This is a genomic window from Rhizobacter sp. P2_H3 (genome assembly GCF_056403355.1).
Genome location: NZ_JBFUFQ010000019.1, coordinates 18,178 through 33,590 on the forward strand (window position 1 = coordinate 18,178; position 15,413 = coordinate 33,590).

At 68.0% G+C, this 15,413-nt stretch carries 13 protein-coding genes; 10 read left to right on the forward strand and 3 right to left on the reverse strand.

The annotated features are described in order from the left end of the window. The 9 genes from AC1D1T_RS06180 to AC1D1T_RS06220 all read left to right on the forward strand — a co-directional run bounded on the left by AC1D1T_RS06180 (position 1) and on the right by AC1D1T_RS06220 (position 9,058). Positions 1-885, forward strand: coding sequence for a prephenate dehydrogenase (locus tag AC1D1T_RS06180; protein ID WP_477991649.1), 885 nt, complete (start codon positions 1-3; stop codon positions 883-885). 51 nt (positions 886-936) lie between these two features. Further along, positions 937-2,946: a bifunctional 3-phosphoshikimate 1-carboxyvinyltransferase/cytidylate kinase gene (locus tag AC1D1T_RS06185; RefSeq protein WP_477991651.1), complete on the forward strand. Its 2,010-nt coding sequence runs from the start codon at positions 937-939 to the stop codon at positions 2,944-2,946. Positions 2,947-3,084: 138 nt separating this feature from the next. Then, positions 3,085-4,803, forward strand: coding sequence for a 30S ribosomal protein S1 (gene rpsA, locus AC1D1T_RS06190; RefSeq protein ID WP_052203807.1), 1,719 nt, complete (start codon positions 3,085-3,087; stop codon positions 4,801-4,803). Between the two features lie 43 nt (positions 4,804-4,846). Next, on the forward strand, positions 4,847-5,179 hold the full coding sequence (locus tag AC1D1T_RS06195) for an integration host factor subunit beta (RefSeq protein ID WP_052203810.1): 333 nt from the start codon (positions 4,847-4,849) through the stop codon (positions 5,177-5,179). A gap of 49 nt (positions 5,180-5,228) precedes the next feature. Then, positions 5,229-5,555, forward strand: a complete 327-nt coding sequence (locus AC1D1T_RS06200) for a LapA family protein (protein WP_465114055.1) — start codon at positions 5,229-5,231, stop codon at positions 5,553-5,555. After that, on the forward strand, positions 5,545-6,696 hold the full coding sequence (gene lapB / locus AC1D1T_RS06205) for a lipopolysaccharide assembly protein LapB (protein ID WP_477991653.1): 1,152 nt from the start codon (positions 5,545-5,547) through the stop codon (positions 6,694-6,696). Before AC1D1T_RS06200 ends, lapB begins: the two co-directional genes overlap by 11 nt. Further along, positions 6,696-7,646, forward strand: a complete 951-nt coding sequence (rfaE1, locus tag AC1D1T_RS06210) for a D-glycero-beta-D-manno-heptose-7-phosphate kinase (RefSeq protein WP_477991654.1) — start codon at positions 6,696-6,698, stop codon at positions 7,644-7,646. Before lapB ends, rfaE1 begins: the two co-directional genes overlap by 1 nt. After that, on the forward strand, positions 7,643-8,638 hold the full coding sequence (rfaD, locus tag AC1D1T_RS06215) for an ADP-glyceromanno-heptose 6-epimerase (RefSeq protein ID WP_477991655.1): 996 nt from the start codon (positions 7,643-7,645) through the stop codon (positions 8,636-8,638). The genes rfaE1 and rfaD overlap by 4 nt, the downstream gene beginning before the upstream one ends. A 105-nt stretch (positions 8,639-8,743) precedes the next feature. Further along, a complete protein-coding gene (locus tag AC1D1T_RS06220) occupies positions 8,744-9,058 on the forward strand; it encodes a ComEA family DNA-binding protein (RefSeq protein ID WP_477829246.1) in 315 nt (104 codons plus the stop codon). A gap of 257 nt (positions 9,059-9,315) precedes the next feature. On the opposite strand, the gene AC1D1T_RS06225 is transcribed toward AC1D1T_RS06220, so the two are convergent. The 3 genes from AC1D1T_RS06225 to dnaE all read right to left on the reverse strand — a co-directional run bounded on the left by AC1D1T_RS06225 (position 9,316) and on the right by dnaE (position 14,596). Further along, entirely contained in the window at positions 9,316-10,506 is a 1,191-nt protein-coding gene (locus tag AC1D1T_RS06225; protein ID WP_477991656.1) for a patatin-like phospholipase family protein, read from the reverse strand. 53 nt (positions 10,507-10,559) lie between these two features. Further along, a complete protein-coding gene (locus AC1D1T_RS06230) occupies positions 10,560-10,988 on the reverse strand; it encodes a hypothetical protein (RefSeq protein ID WP_465114006.1) in 429 nt (142 codons plus the stop codon). 104 nt (positions 10,989-11,092) lie between these two features. Then, the gene (gene dnaE / locus AC1D1T_RS06235) at positions 11,093-14,596 is read right to left on the reverse strand and encodes a DNA polymerase III subunit alpha (RefSeq protein WP_477991657.1); all 3,504 of its coding nucleotides are present in this window, start codon (positions 14,594-14,596) and stop codon (positions 11,093-11,095) included. Between the two features lie 52 nt (positions 14,597-14,648). On the opposite strand from dnaE, the gene AC1D1T_RS06240 reads away from it, so the two are divergent. Next, a complete protein-coding gene (locus AC1D1T_RS06240; protein ID WP_477826320.1) occupies positions 14,649-15,389 on the forward strand; it encodes a sulfurtransferase in 741 nt (246 codons plus the stop codon). The last annotated feature ends 24 nt before the right edge of the window (positions 15,390-15,413 follow it).

Consider the following 15,413-nt stretch of genomic DNA (forward strand, 5'->3'; position numbering starts at 1 on the left):
ATGTTCAACCAACTCGGCGTGATCGGTGTCGGCCTGATGGGCGGCTCGTTCGCACTCGCCTTGAAGCGGGCCGGGCTGGTCAAGCGCGTGGTCGGCTACAGCAAGTCGYCCTCCACCACCGAGCGCGCCCGCAAGATGGGCGTGATCGACGTGGCCGCCGAATCGGCGCTGCTCGCGGTGTCGGGCTCCGACATCGTGCTGATGGCGGTGCCGGTGTCGGCCACCGAGGCCACCTTCAAGGCAATCCGCCACCTGGTGGAGCCGAACGTGCTGTTCATGGACGTCGGCTCGACCAAGCGCGACGTGGTCGATGCGGCCCGCCGCGTGCTGAAGGAGCGCGTCAGCGCGTTCGTGCCGGCGCACCCGATCGCCGGCAAGGAAGTGGCCGGCGTCGCGCATGCCGATGCGTCGCTGTACACCGGGCGGCAGGTGATCATCACGCCGCTGCCGCAGACCTCGCCCGAGCTGGTGCAGAAGGCGACCGACGTGTGGTCGGGGATCGGCGCGCAGGTGCTGCGCATGACGGCCGAGAACCACGACGCCGCGTTCGCCGCCGTCAGCCACCTGCCGCACATGCTGGCCTTCGCGTTCTTCAGCTCGGTCGCGAAGCAGCCGGCCGGCAAGGATTTCCTGTCGCTGGCAGGCCCCGGTTTCCGCGATTTCACGCGCATCGCCGCGAGCGACCCCGAGGTCTGGCGCGACATCCTGATGTCGAACCGCGAAGAGATCCTGAAGCAGTCGATGCGCTTCCGGCACACGCTGGATGCGCTCGAGCACGTCATCAAGACCGGCAACGCGGAGGCGCTCGAAGGGCTGATCCGCAATGCGTCCGAAGCGCGCTCCGGCTGGCAGATGGGCGCGGGCAAGCCCGGCTCCTCGCGTTGAATTCCTGACCCCGCAGCGCGATGGTGCGCTGCCTTCGGCCGCCCATCGACCATGTTCTCGACACCCTTCATCGATCTTCCCCCGCTGGCATCCGCCGGCGGCAGCATCCGCCTGCCCGGCTCGAAGAGCATCTCCAACCGCGTGCTGCTGCTGGCCGGCCTCAGCGCCGGCACGACGGTGGTGCACGACCTGCTGGATTCCGACGACACCCAGGTGATGCTGGCCGCGCTGCGCGAACTCGGTTGCGGCGTCGAGGCCGATGGCAGCGCCTGGCGCATCACCGGGCTCGGCGGCCGGCTCGCGACGCGCGAGGCCAGCTTGTTCCTCGGCAACGCCGGCACCGCGATGCGCCCGCTGACGGCCGCGCTGGCGGTGCTGGCCGCCACGCAGAACGGCCGCTTCGAGCTGCGCGGCGTGCCGCGCATGCACGAGCGCCCGATCGGCGACCTGGTCGACGCGCTGCGCCAGCTCGGCTGCAACATCACCTCGCTCGGCCAGGAAGGCTACCCGCCGCTGCGGCTCGCCGCCGCCGACCTGCGGCTGAACACCGCGCAGCCGATCCGCGTGCGCGGCGACGTCTCCAGCCAGTTCCTGACCGCGCTGCTGCTCGCGCTGCCGCTGGTGTCGGCCGAGCATGCGGTGACGATCGAGGTCGACGGCGAGCTGATCTCGAAGCCCTACGTCGACATCACGCTGAACCTGCTGGCGCGCTTCGGCATCCAGGTGCGCCGCGACGGCTGGCAGCGCTTCGTGATCCCGCAGGGCAGCGCCTACCGCTCGCCCGGCAGCATCCATGTCGAGGGCGATGCGTCGTCGGCCTCGTACTTCGTCGCGCTGGGGGCGATCGCCGCCTTCGACGGGCGGGCGCTGCGCATCGAAGGCATCGGCGACGATTCGATCCAGGGCGACCTGCGCTTCATCGACGCCGCCCGCGCAATGGGCGCCGACGTGCGCAGCGGCCCCGGCTGGCTGGAGGTGCGCCGCGGCGTCTGGCCGCTGAAGGCGATCACGCTGGATTGCAACCACATCCCCGACGCCGCGATGACGCTGGCGGTGATGGCGCTGTACGCCCAGGGCACGACGCGCCTCGAGAACATCGCCAGCTGGCGCGTGAAGGAGACCGACCGCATCGCCGCGATGGCGACCGAGCTGCGCAAGCTCGGCGCAGCGGTCACCGAAGGGCCGGATTTCATCGAGGTGACGCCGCCGGCCGCCTGGCGCGCGGCCGCCATCCACACCTACGACGACCACCGGGTCGCGATGTGCTTCTCGCTGGCCGCGTTCAACCCGCTGGTGGGCGGTGCCGTTCCGGTGCGCATCCTCGATCCGCGCTGCGTCGCGAAGACCTTCCCCGACTACTTCGAGGCGCTGTTCGGCGTCGCACAGCCCGGCCCGGCCGGCGTGCCGGTGATCACGATCGACGGCCCGACCGCCTCCGGCAAGGGCACGCTCGCGAGCGCGGTCGCGCAGGCGCTGGGCTATCACTTCCTCGATTCCGGTGCGCTGTACCGGGCGACCGCGCTGTCGGCGCTGGATGCCGGCGTCGCCGAGACCGACGAGCCCGGCCTCGCGAAGATCGCCGCCGACCTGCAGCTGGCGTTCCACGACCAGCGGATCTGGCTGGCCGGCCGCGATGTGAGCGATGACCTCCGCCAGGAGCTTGTCGGCGCGATGGCGTCCAAGGTGTCGGCCTGGCCGGCCGTCCGGCAGGCGCTGTACGAGCTGCAACTGTCACACCGCCGCCTGCCCGGCCTGGTGGCCGACGGGCGCGACATGGGAACGGTGATCTTCCCCGGCGCCGACCTGAAGGTGTTCGTCGTCGCCAGCGCTGCCGTGCGGGCCGAACGGCGCCATAAGCAGTTGATTTCTAAGGGAATTTCGACTAGTATCGATGACCTTCGAGCCGACCTTGAAGCGCGCGACGCCCGGGATCAGAACCGGGCGGTTTCGCCTTTGAAGCCGGCCGAGGGAGCGAAGGTGCTCGACAACTCGGCACTGACCGTCGACGAATGCGTCAAGGCAGTGCTGGATTGGTGGGAAGCTTCGCGAAAGTTCGGTTGAAGTCTGCGCGGGCAGGCCCAACTGATTTGGCTGGCCCGCTGCTTCCCCTCCTGCACCGCTCTTGCCTCAACAAGAGACGTGCGCCGAGGCAGCGGTTCTACAACCTAACCGCAACGCAAGTTGCACCCGGAAATCCACATGCCTCAAACCCAAACCGCCACCAACCAAGGCGGCGAATCCTTTGCCGCCCTGTTCGAAGAATCGCTGAAGCGCTCGGAAATGCGCAGTGGCGAGGTCATCACCGCCGAAGTGGTGCGTGTCGACTACAACTTCGTGGTGGTGAACGCAGGCCTCAAGTCCGAAGCCTACGTGCCCATTGAAGAATTCAAGAACGACCAGGGCGAGCTCGAAGTCCAGGTCGGCGATTTCGTGTCGGTGGCCATCGACGCGATCGAAAACGGCTACGGCGACACCATCCTGTCGCGCGACAAGGCCAAGCGCCTGGCCTCGTGGCTGTCGCTCGAGAACTCGCTCGAATCCGGCGAGTTCGTGACCGGCACCGTGAACGGCAAGGTCAAGGGCGGCCTGACCGTGCTGGTCAACGGCATCCGCGCCTTCCTGCCCGGCTCGCTGCTCGACACGCGCCCGGTCAAGGACATGAGCCCGTTCGAGGGCAAGACCATGGAGTTCAAGGTCATCAAGCTCGACCGCAAGCGCAACAACGTCGTGTTGTCGCGCCGTGCCGTGGTCGAAGCCTCGATGGGCGAAGAACGCGCGAAGCTGCTCGAAACCCTGTCCGAAGGCGCGATCGTCAACGGCGTGGTCAAGAACATCACCGAATACGGTGCGTTCGTCGACCTGGGCGGCATCGACGGCCTGCTGCACATCACCGACATGGCCTGGCGCCGTGTCCGCCACCCGAGCGAAGTCGTTCAGGTCGGCCAGGAACTGCAGGCCAAGGTCCTCAAGTTCGACGCCGAGAAGAACCGCGTCTCGCTGGGCATCAAGCAGCTGGGCGACGACCCGTGGCACGGTGTTTCGCGCCGCTACCCGAACGGCACGCGCCTGTTCGGCAAGATCACGAACATCGCCGACTACGGTGCGTTCGTCGAGATCGAGCCGGGCATCGAAGGCCTGGTGCACGTCTCCGAAATGGACTGGACCAACAAGAACGTCGCCCCCAGCAAGATCGTCTCGCTGGGCGACGAGGTCGAAGTCATGGTCCTCGAGATCGACGAAGACAAGCGCCGCATCAGCCTGGGCATGAAGCAGTGCAAGGCCAACCCGTGGGAAGAGTTCTCGACCACGGTGCAGCGCGGCGACAAGGTCAAGGGACCCGTCAAGTCGATCACCGACTTCGGCGTGTTCGTGGGCCTGGCTGCCGGCATCGACGGCCTGGTGCACCTGTCCGACCTGTCGTGGAACGAGCCGGGCGAAGCCGCGGTCCGCAACTACAAGAAGGGCCAGGAAGTCGAAGCCGTGGTTCTGGCTGTCGATGTCGAGCGCGAGCGCATCTCGCTGGGCATCAAGCAGCTCGACTCCGATCCGTTCACGAGCTACACCTCGGTCAATGACCGCGGCATGATCGTCAACGGCAAGGTCAAGACGGTCGACGCGCGCGGCGCCGAGATCCAGCTGAACGACGACGTCACCGGCTACCTGCGTGCTTCCGAAATCAGCCGCGACCGCGTCGAAGACGCGCGCAACGTGCTGAAGGAAGGCGACGAAGTCTCGGCGCTGATCATCAACATCGACCGCAAGACGCGTTCGATCCAGTTGTCGATCAAGGCCAAGGACAACGCCGACCAGCAGGAAGCGATGCAGCGCCTGTCGACCACGAACGAGCGCGAGACCGCCGGTACCACCAGCCTGGGCGCCCTGCTGCGCGCCAAGCTGGACAACCAGAACAACGGCTGATCCCGTCGTTCCCCTGACCGAACCCTGAGGATCAACAGGACCCATGACGCGTTCCGATCTCGTGACCCGGCTGGCAGAGCAGTTCAGCCAGCTGACGCATCGCGACACCGAGTTCGCCGTCAAGACCATCCTGGATGCGATGTCCGATGCGCTCGCGCGCGGGCACCGCATCGAGATCCGCGGGTTCGGCAGTTTCTCGATCAACCGCCGCCCGCCGCGGGTGGGGCGCAATCCCCGCTCCGGCGAGCAGGTGGTGATTCCCGAGAAGCTGGTTCCGCATTTCAAACCCGGCAAGGCCTTGCGCGAAGCCGTCGACGAGCAGGTTCCGCTCGAGGACGACCAGCCGATGCCGATCACGCCGCTGACGGGCACCTGAGCCCGCTCCGCGTGCGCTGCGCGCCGCCGACCTAGAATCGGCCGCCATGATGCGCATCGCCGTCTGGCTCTTCCGAGCCTTCATCTTCTTCAGCCTCTTCGCGTTCGCGCTGAACAACCAGCACGACGCCACCGTGCGCTGGTTCTTCGGCCAGGAATGGCATGCCCCGATGGTGTTCGTCGTGCTGACCGCCTTCGCGTTCGGCTGCGCCTTCGGCGTGCTCGCGATGGTGCCGAGCTGGTGGCGCAACCACCGCCTCGCACAGCGCCGCCTGCGCCGCCGCGGCGACCATCCCGAGCTCGCCGACAGCGCGCTGACGCCGTCTTCCGAGCTCCCCACCCGAACCGATTCCCACCCTCCGCGCGATGGACTTTGACTACCAGTGGTTCCTGCTCGGCCTGCCGGTCGCGTTCGCCCTCGGCTGGCTGGGCTCGCGCCTCGACCTGCGGCAATGGAAGCGCGAGCAGCGCGACTCGCCGAAGGCCTACTTCAAGGGCCTGAGCCTGCTGCTGAACGAGCAGCAGGACAAGGCGATCGACGCCTTCATCGAAGCCGTGCAGCAGGATCCGGACACCTCCGACCTGCACTTCGCGCTCGGCAACCTGTTCCGCCGCCGCGGCGAGTACGAGCGCGCGGTGCGCGTGCACCAGCACCTGCTGAACCGGGCTGACCTGCCGCGCGCCGACCGCGAACGCGCGCAGCACGCGCTGGCGCAGGACTTCATGAAGGCCGGCCTGTTCGACCGCGCCGAAGAGGCCTACAAGGCGCTCGAAGGCACCGCCTTCGACACCGAGGCGCGCCTCGCGCTGTTGACGCTGCACGAGCGCTCGCGCAACTGGCGCTCGGCGGTCGAGGTGGCGCAGAAGCTCGAGCGCAGCGGCACCGGCTCGTTCGCGTCGCGCATCGCGCACTACTGGTGCGAGCTGACCCTCGATGCCGATGCGCGCCAGCAGCAGGCCGACGGCGACGACGCGCTGCGCCGGGCGCGCAGCGCGGCCCCGCAGGCGGCCCGCCCGATGGTGGTGGCCGGCCAGCGCGCCTTCGCGCGCGGCGACCATGCGCAGGTCATGCAGGCCTGGGGCGAGCTGATGACGACGCACCCGGTCGCTTTCAACCTGGTGGCTCGCGACTATGCGAACAGCGCGATCGCCGCAGGCGACGCCACCGGTGCCCTGGAACGGCTGCGCGCGCTGTACGGCCGCGCGCCGACGATGGACCTGCTGGCCGCGATCACGCTGCTCGATCCCGGTGCCGCCGTGCAACGCGGCCGCCTGCTGACGCACCTGCAGACGCAGCCCAGCCTGTCGGCCGCGCAGGAGCTGCTGCGCGYCAGCGCCGGCGACACGCTGAGCAGCGACGAGACGCAGGGCCTGCGCGAGGCCATCGGCCGCGCCGCGAAGCCGCTGCAGCGCTACCGCTGCGCGGCCTGCGGCTTCGAGGCACAGCACTATTTCTGGCAATGCCCGGGCTGCCTGAGCTGGGACACCTACCCGCCGCAACGCCTGGAGGATTTGTGATGACGGCTTCGATAGCTCCCGATCGCCTGGCGCGCGCCCGCGTGCTGATCGTCGGCGACGCGATGCTAGACCGCTACTGGTTCGGTGCGGTCGACCGCATCTCGCCGGAGGCGCCGGTGCCGGTGGTGCGCGTGAACCGCGAGGAAGAGCGCCTGGGCGGCGCGGCCAACGTCGCGCTGAACGTCAAGACGCTGGGCGCGCAGGCGACGCTGCTGACGGTGGTCGGCAACGACGAGCCGGCGCAGAAGCTGCAGCGGCTGCTCGAGCAGCAGGGCGTCAACACGGTGCTCGGGCGCGATCCGCAGCTCTACACCATCGTCAAGCTGCGCGTGATCGGCCGCTCGCAGCAGCTGATCCGCGTCGACTTCGAGAACCAGCCCGACCACGAGGTGCTGTCGGCGATGCTGGGCGACTACGAGCGCGAGCTGGCCCGCCACGACGCGGTGCTGTTCTCCGACTACGGCAAGGGCGGGCTCACGCACATCCCGCGCATGATCGAGCTCGCGCGCGCCGCCGGCAAGCCGGTGCTGGTCGATCCGAAGGGCAGCGACTACAGCCGCTACGCCGGTGCCACGGTGATCACGCCGAACCGTGCCGAGCTGGCGCAGGTGATCGGCGCCTGGGGCAGCGAGGCCCAGCTTCACGAGCGCACCCAGGTGCTGCGCCGCGAGCACGGGCTCAGTGCGCTGATGCTGACCCGTTCGGAAGAAGGCATGTCGCTGTTCGACGAGAACGCCGACGGCAGCGACGGCCACACCCACGTGCCGGCGCAGGCGCGCGAGGTGTTCGACGTGACCGGTGCCGGCGACACGGTGATCGCGACGCTGGCCGCGATGCTCGCGTGCGGCATCAACCTGCGCGAGGCCATGCCGATCGCCAACCGCGCCGGCGGCATCGTCGTCGGCAAGTTCGGCACGGCCAGCGTCAGCTACGAGGAGTTGTTCGAATGAAGGTGGTGGTTACCGGCGCAGCCGGCATGATCGGCAGCAACATCGTCCACGGGCTCAACGCCATCGGCATCGACGACGTGATCGCCGTCGACGACCTGACCGACGGCCCGAAGTACCGCAACCTGCTGGGCGCGAAGCTCAGCGACTACTTCGACAAGGGCGAGTTCTACACGCGCTTCGCGAACGGCGACTTCGGCAAGGTCGACGCGGTGCTGCACCAGGGCGCGTGCTCCGACACGATGGAGCACGACGGGCGCTTCATGCTCGACACCAACTACCGCTGCAGCAAGGACCTGCTCGACGCCTGCCAGGCGCAGGGCACGCGGCTGCTGTATGCGTCGTCGGCGGCCACCTACGGCGGCAGCGACACCTTCCGCGAAGAGCCGGCGTTCGAGCGGCCGCTGAACGTCTACGGCTACTCGAAGCTGCTGTTCGACAACGTGGTGCGGCGCATGCTGCACGTGAACCGCAGCCAGGTGGTGGGCTTCCGCTACTTCAACGTCTACGGCCCGCGCGAGCAGCACAAGGGCCGCATGGCCTCGGTGGCGTTCCACCACTTCAACCAGTTCCGCGAGACCGGCAAGGTGAAGCTGTTCGGCGAGTACGGGGGCTACGGGCCGGGCGAGCAGAACCGCGATTTCATCTTCGTCGACGACGTGGTCGCGGTGAACCTGTGGTTCCTGCAGCACCCGGGGCAGAGCGGCATCTTCAACCTCGGTACCGGGCGCGCGCAGCCGTTCAACGACGTCGCCGAGGCCACTGTCAATGCGTCGCGTGCGTTGAAGGGCGAGCCGCCGCTGCCGTTGGGCGAGCTGGTCGCGAAGGGGCTCATCGAGTACATCGAGTTCCCACAGGCGCTGGTCGGCAAGTACCAAAGCCATACACAGGCTGACCTGTCGCGACTGCGCGCAACAGGTTGCGACCATGCGTTCACCGATGTGGCCGGTGGTGTGAAGCGCTATGTCGACTGGCTCGCGGCAGCGGGTCAATAAGGTGCATCTGTACCGGTCCTGACCGGTCAACGCTCCCTCGAAGGGCCTCGTTAGGCCGGCGGGTTGTCAATCGGCAATCCGTCAACCTTCCAGGAGAGGATCACCATGTTCAAGAAGACCATCATCGCCACGTTGCTGGCGCTGTTCTCGGCGCTGGCGTTTGCGGCGGGCGTCGACATCAACAAGGCGACGCAGGCCGAGCTCGAAGCGGTCAAGGGGATCGGTCCGGCGATGGCCACGCGCATGCTGACCGAGCGCAAGAAGGGTGAGTTCAAGGACTGGAGCGACGTGATGGGTCGCGTGAAGGGCGTGAAGGAGCACCAGGCCGCGAAGCTGTCCGATGCCGGCCTGACGGTCAACGGTGGGGCCTACAAGGCCGCGGCTGCGACCGATTCCAAGAAGGAACCGATGAAGAAGTGATCACTGCACCAGGCCACGAACCTGGTTGCTGCAACGCCTCGCGCTATCGCGGGGCGTTTTCGTTTCTTGCTTCGTTGTGCTGTGCGCGCAGGTTGTGTTCGTGGGCCCGCAAACAGCGCAGGCTTCGATACCTCAGCCCGAACGGGTGGCGAGTGTTCGACGCAGGCCCGCCACCATCCGTTCGGACTGAGGTATCGAAGTCCCGTCTGGCCCGCGAAGGCTCGTCGCATCGATCCACTGCCTTTGCTGCGTCGACCTCAGCGACCATCCCAGCCGAAAAAGCGCGCGACTTCCTCGCGCCGCTTCAGCGTGTCGGCCACGCCCAGCGCCACCAGCTCACGCGTGTACGGCGCCTCGAACAACAGGTAGCTCGCCAGTGCCGCACCGCGCGTATCGGCACCGCGGCCCGAGACCCCCACGCCGCGCAGCAGCGCCCGCACCGGCGCCGGCAGGCTCGCCAGGTGCTTGGCCGCGAGATCGTCGAGCCGCTCGCTCGGCGCAATCACCAGCACGTCGATCGGCCGCAGGCTGGTGCGCGCGAGCGCCTCCGGCTGCAGCAGCGACAGCGTGTTGTTGACCCGCTGCAGCCGCTCCACGTCCACCGCCAGCGCATCGAGAAAGATGTTCGACAGCGCATGGCCGGCGATCTGCGCGATGTTCGGGTAGTCGCCGTTCACCTGCCGGCGCCCCGGCGGCTCGTGCATGCGGCCGGCACCGACCACCAGGATGCGGCTCGCCCCCAGGTGCACCGCCGGCGAGATCGGCGCCGATTGGCGCATCGAGCCGTCGCCGAAATACTCGACCATGCCCTCGAAGTTCAAGGGCACGGCAGGGAACACGAACGGGATCGCGGCCGAGGCCAGCAGGTGCGGCACGGTGATCGCATCGCGCACCGCGACGCGTTGCGAACGCGTCCACGGCACGATGTCCTGCACCGAATCGTAGAAGGTCACGTGCGTGCCCGAGCTGTAGCTCGACGCGGTCACCGCCAGCGCCTTCAGGTGCCCGGCGTTCATCAGCTCGTGCAGCCGGCCCACCGACACCATCTGCCGCAGCAACGCATCGAGCGGCGAGTTGTCGAGCAGCGAGCGCGGGCGCGCGCGGCGCCAGCGGGCGATCACCCAGCCGATCGACATCATCGTCAGCCAGCGCGCGCCGGTGCGGATCACGCCGATCGAGTCGGAGCGGTACACCTGCTCGGCGCGGAAGTTCTCCCACACCTCGCACAGCGCCGCGACGGCCGCGTCGAAGTCGTCGCAATGGCTGGCCAGCGCGGCGGCATTGATCGCGCCGGCCGAGGTGCCGGTGATCACGGGGAAGGGATTGCTGCGGTCGTCCGGCGAGACCTCGCGGCGGATCTGCGCGAGGGCCTTCAGGACGCCGACCTGGTAGGCGGCACGGGCCCCGCCTCCGGTGAGGATCAGGCCCGTGGTGGGTGGTGGCGGCATGGGCCCCGAGTGTAGACACCCCGGGCCCGCCGACCGATCCGGTTCAGCCCGGATCAGTGGTCGTGCTTGTCGCGCTTGTCTTGCTTGTCGTGCTTGTCATGCCCGCGGCCATGGCCCCGGCCGTGGTCATCGCGGCGGTCGTGGTCATGCTCGTGCTCACGGCGCCAGTGCTCCTGGTACCAGTCCTCGCGCACGAAGTACACCGGCTGCCCGCAGGCCGCGTACTGGCCGCAGTAGCGCTTCCAGTTCTTCTGGTGTCCGGGCGGAACGCGCAGGTAGATCGGGCGGCGTTCGACGACGACCGTCGGCGGCTGCTGGATGATGATCGGCTGCGGGTTGATCACGACCGGCGGCGGCGCATTGCCGATGTCGATGCGGCCGTAGACGCCCGGCTGGCTGACGCTGACCGACACGCCAACGTCGGTGGCAAAGGATGATGCACTGGCAACGGCCAGCGTGATCAGGGCGAGTGCTTGCTTCATAACGACCTCCTGCGTGTTGACGCAGATCTGATGATGAACCTAGAACGTTGCTGAAGCGTGTGGTGCCGACAGGGAATGTGCCAACTCGTGACTACTGGTAAGTACTACTCGTAAACGATGCCGGCCCGCCCATGCGCGCTCTCGACCCAGCGCGCCAGCGCCGCATCGCTCGGGAAGAAGCGGCTTTCCTCGCCCAGGTCGAGTTCACCGACGGCCGCTTCGCGCTGCACCACCAACCGCACTGCCAGGCCCTGCGTCGTCGTGCCCTGGTCGGTCTGCACGCGCCGGCTCGGGAAGTCGCGCAGCACCTCGGCCACCGGCGGCACGCTGCCGTTGACCTCGACGCGCAGGTACTTGCCGAAGCGGCAGCGCGCGGTCGCGAGATCCCACACCTGCTGCACGTTCAGGCGCATGCCGCCGGAGAAGCGGTCGGGCTGCACCTTGCCGGAGACGATGATCAATTCGTCGTCCTTCAGCAGGTCCTTGTTGGCGTTCAACAGCTCCTCGTTGGCCACCGCCTCGATCGCCTCGCTCTTGTCGTCGAGCTTGAAGATCGCGACACGGCCGCGCTGGCCGTTGATCACCCGCAGGTCGCCGACGATGCCGGCCAGCATCTGCGGCTCGCGGCTGTCGATCACGTCGGCGATCTTGCGCTTGGCGAAGCGCCGCACCTCGTCGCCGCTCTGGTCGAACAGGTGGCCCGACAGGTAGAAGCCGAGCGCGACCTTCTCGAAGCTGAGCCGCTCCTTGATGCTCCACGGCGGCACCTGCACCAGCTCGGGCTCCTGCGTCGACGCTGCATGGGAGTCACCGAAGTCGAACAGCCCGCCCTGGTCGGCGTGCGCGGCCTGCGTGTCGGCGTACTCGAACGCGAGCCCGATGCTCGCCACCAGCAGCGAGCGCTCCGGGTGCAGCAGGTCGAAGGCACCGGCCTTGATCAGCGCCTCGACGGTTCGCTTGTTCATGCGGCTGCGGTCGACCCGCGCGCAGAAGTCGAACAGGCTCTTGAACGGGCCGCCGTCGGTGCGCGCCTGCACGATCGCCTCGATCGCGCTCTGGCCGGTGCCCTTGATCGCGCCCAGGCCGTAGCGCACCACCTTGTCGGCGACCGGCTCGAAGCGGTGCGTGCCGGTGTTGATGTTCGGCGGCTCGAAGGTGATGCCCAGCATCACCGCGTCGTCGTGGAAGATCTTGAGCTTGTCGGTGTCGTCCAGCGCGACGCTCATGTTGGCCGCGGTGAACTCGGCCAGGTAGTGCACCTTCAGCCAGGCCGTGTGGTACGCGAGCAGGGCGTAGGCGGCAGCGTGCGACTTGTTGAAGCCGTAGCCGGCGAACTTCTCCATCAGGTCGAAGATCTCGTTCGCGAGCGGCTCGGCGATGCCGTTCGCGGCCGCGCCCTCGGCGAAGGTCGCTCGGTGCTTGACCATCTCCTCGAGCTTCTTCTTGCCCATCGCGCGGCGCAGCAGGTCGGCGCCGCCGAGCGAGTAGCCGCCCAGGCGCTGGGCGACCTGCATCACCTGCTCCTGGTAGACCATGATCCCGTAGGTCTCTTCCAGCACCTCCTTCATCAGCGGGTGCGGGTACTCGACCTCCTCGCGGCCGTGCTTGCGCGCGCAGAAGCTCGGGATCAGGTCCATCGGGCCCGGGCGGTACAGCGCCACCAGCGCGATGATGTCCTCGAAGACGCTCGGCTTCGCATCCTTCAGCATGCGCTGCATGCCGGTGGATTCCAGCTGGAACACGGCCACCGTCTTGCCCTCGCTCATCAGCTGGTAGGCGCCGCGGTCGGTCAGCGGGATCTTCTCGAACGCGAAATCCTTGCGCGACGGATGGCGCGCGACGATGAAGTCCTTCGCCATCTCGAGGATGGTCAGCGTCGCGAGGCCCAGGAAGTCGAACTTGACCAGGCCGATCGCCTCGACATCGTCCTTGTCGAACTGGCTGACCGCGCTGTTGCTGCCGGGCTGCATGTACAGCGGGCAGAAATCGGTGATCTTGCCGGGCGCGATCAGCACGCCGCCGGCGTGCATGCCGATGTTGCGCACCATGCCCTCGACACGCTCGGCCAGCGCGAGCAGCTCGGCGACCTCTTCCTCGTTCTTCTCGCGCTCCTCGAGCTCCGGCGCCTCGGTGCGCGCGTAGATGATGCCGCTGTCGGGCTTGTCGCCGGGGCGCTTCAGCGTGACGGTCTTGCCGGGCGGTGCCGGCACCAGCTTCGCGATGCCGTCGACGTGGCCGTAGCCCATGCCGAGCACGCGGCCCACGTCGCGCAGCGCGGCCTTGGCCGCCATCGTGCCGAAGGTCGCGATCTGGCTGACGGCCTCGCGGCCGTACTTGTCCTTCACGTAGTCGATGACGCGGTCGCGGTTGCCCTGGCAGAAGTCGATGTCGAAGTCGGGCATCGAGACCCGCTCGGGGTTCAGGAAGCGCTCGAACAGCAGGTTGTAGCGCAGCGGATCCAGGTCGGTGATCTTCAGCGCATAGGCCACCAGCGAGCCGGCGCCCGAGCCGCGGCCCGGGCCGACCGGGCAGCCGTGGGTCTTGGCCCAGATGATGAAGTCGGCCACGATCAGGAAGTAACCGGGGAAGCCCATCTTCAGGATCGTATTGATCTCGAAATCGAGCCGGTCCACGTAGCGCGACATCTCGCGCTCGCGCTGCGCCGCGTCCGGGTACAGGTGCAGCATGCGCTCCTTCAGCCCCTCGTGCGATGCGTAGCGGAAGTAGGCCTCGGGCGCCATGCGCTCGCCATTGACCTCGGGCGTCGGGAAATCGGGCAGCTGCGGCTTGCCGAGCACCAGCGTCAGGCTGCAGCGCTTCGCGATCTCGACGCTGTTGGCGAGCGCGCTCGGCAGGTCGGCGAACAAGGCCTCCATCTGCGCCTGCGACTTGAAGTACTGCTCACGCGTGAAGCGCTTGACGCGCCGCGGGTTGGTCAGCGTCTCGCCCTCGGCGATGCAGGTGCGGGCCTCGTGGGCCTCGAAGTCGTCCGGCGTCTGGAACTGCACCGGGTGCGTCGCGACCACCGGCAGGCGCAGCGCGGCCGCCAGCGGCACCGCGGCGCGCACATGGGCCTCGTTGGTCGGCTGGCCGGCGCGCTGCAGCTCGAGGTAGAAGCGCTTGTCGAAGATCGCGGCCAGCTTCTGCGCCGCCGCGGTGGCACGCGCGGTGTCCTGCGCCATCAGGGCCTGGCCGATCGAGCCCATCTCGGCGCCCGACAGCGCGATCAGCCCACCGTTGAGTTCCTGCAGCCAGTCGAGCTTGTGCCAGGCCTGCGCGCGCTGCGCGTTCAGCACCCAGCCGCGCGACAGCAGCTCGCACAGGTTGTGGTAGCCCGCCGCGCTCTGCACCAGCAGCAGCAGGCGGCTCGGGTTCTTCTCGCCGACGGTGGTGTCGGGCTCGAGCCAGATGTCGGCACCGATGATCGGCTGCACGCCCTTCTTGCGGGCGGCGCTGTAGAACTTGACCGCGCCGAACAGGTTCGACAGGTCGGTGATCGCGAGGGCCGGCTGGTGGTCCTGCGCGGCGGCGTCCACCAGCTCGTCGATCCGCAGGGTGCCATCGACGACGGAGAACTCGGTGTGGGTGCGCAGGTGGATGAAAGCCATCGGGCGATTTTAGAGAGCCTGCGCTCCGTAAAATGCCGGGCTTCGCACGAATATGAAACCCATCCTCAACATCTCCGCCTACCTGTTCGTGACCCTGACGGACACGCAGGCGCTGCGCGAGAGCATTCGCTCACAAGCAGCCGGTCACCACCTGAAGGGCACGGTGCTGCTCGCCGAAGAGGGCATCAACCTGTTCCTGGCCGGCGCGCCCGACGCGGTGCGCGGCTTCGTGGCCTGGCTGCGCGGCGACGCGCGCTTCGCGGCACTGGCGCCGAAGGAGAGCCTGTCGGATGCGGTGCCGTTCGGCAAGCTGCTGGTGAAGGTCAAGCCCGAGATCATCCGGATGAACCACCCGCAGTTCCGGCCCGAATCGGGGCGCGCCCCGGCGGTCGACGCGCGGACGCTCGCGCGCTGGCTCGATGCCGGCCATGACGACAGCGGCCGCGAGGTGGTGATGCTCGACACCCGCAACGCCTTCGAGGTGGACCACGGCCGCTTCGAGAACGCGATCGATTGGCGCATCACCAAGTTCACCGAATTCCCGCAGGCGCTGCGCGCGCATGCGGCCGAGCTGCAGGGCAAGACGGTGGTCAGCTACTGCACCGGCGGCATCCGCTGCGAGAAGGCGGCGCTGTTCATGGCCGAGGCCGGCGTCGAGAACGTGCTGCAGCTCGAGGGCGGCATCCTGAAATACTTCGAGGAGGCCGGCGGCAGGCACTTCGACGGCCACTGTTTCGTGTTCGATGAAAGGGAATCCGTCGACGCGGCACTGCTGCCGGCGAGATCGGTGTAAGGTCGCTGCGATCGGCGCCGACCG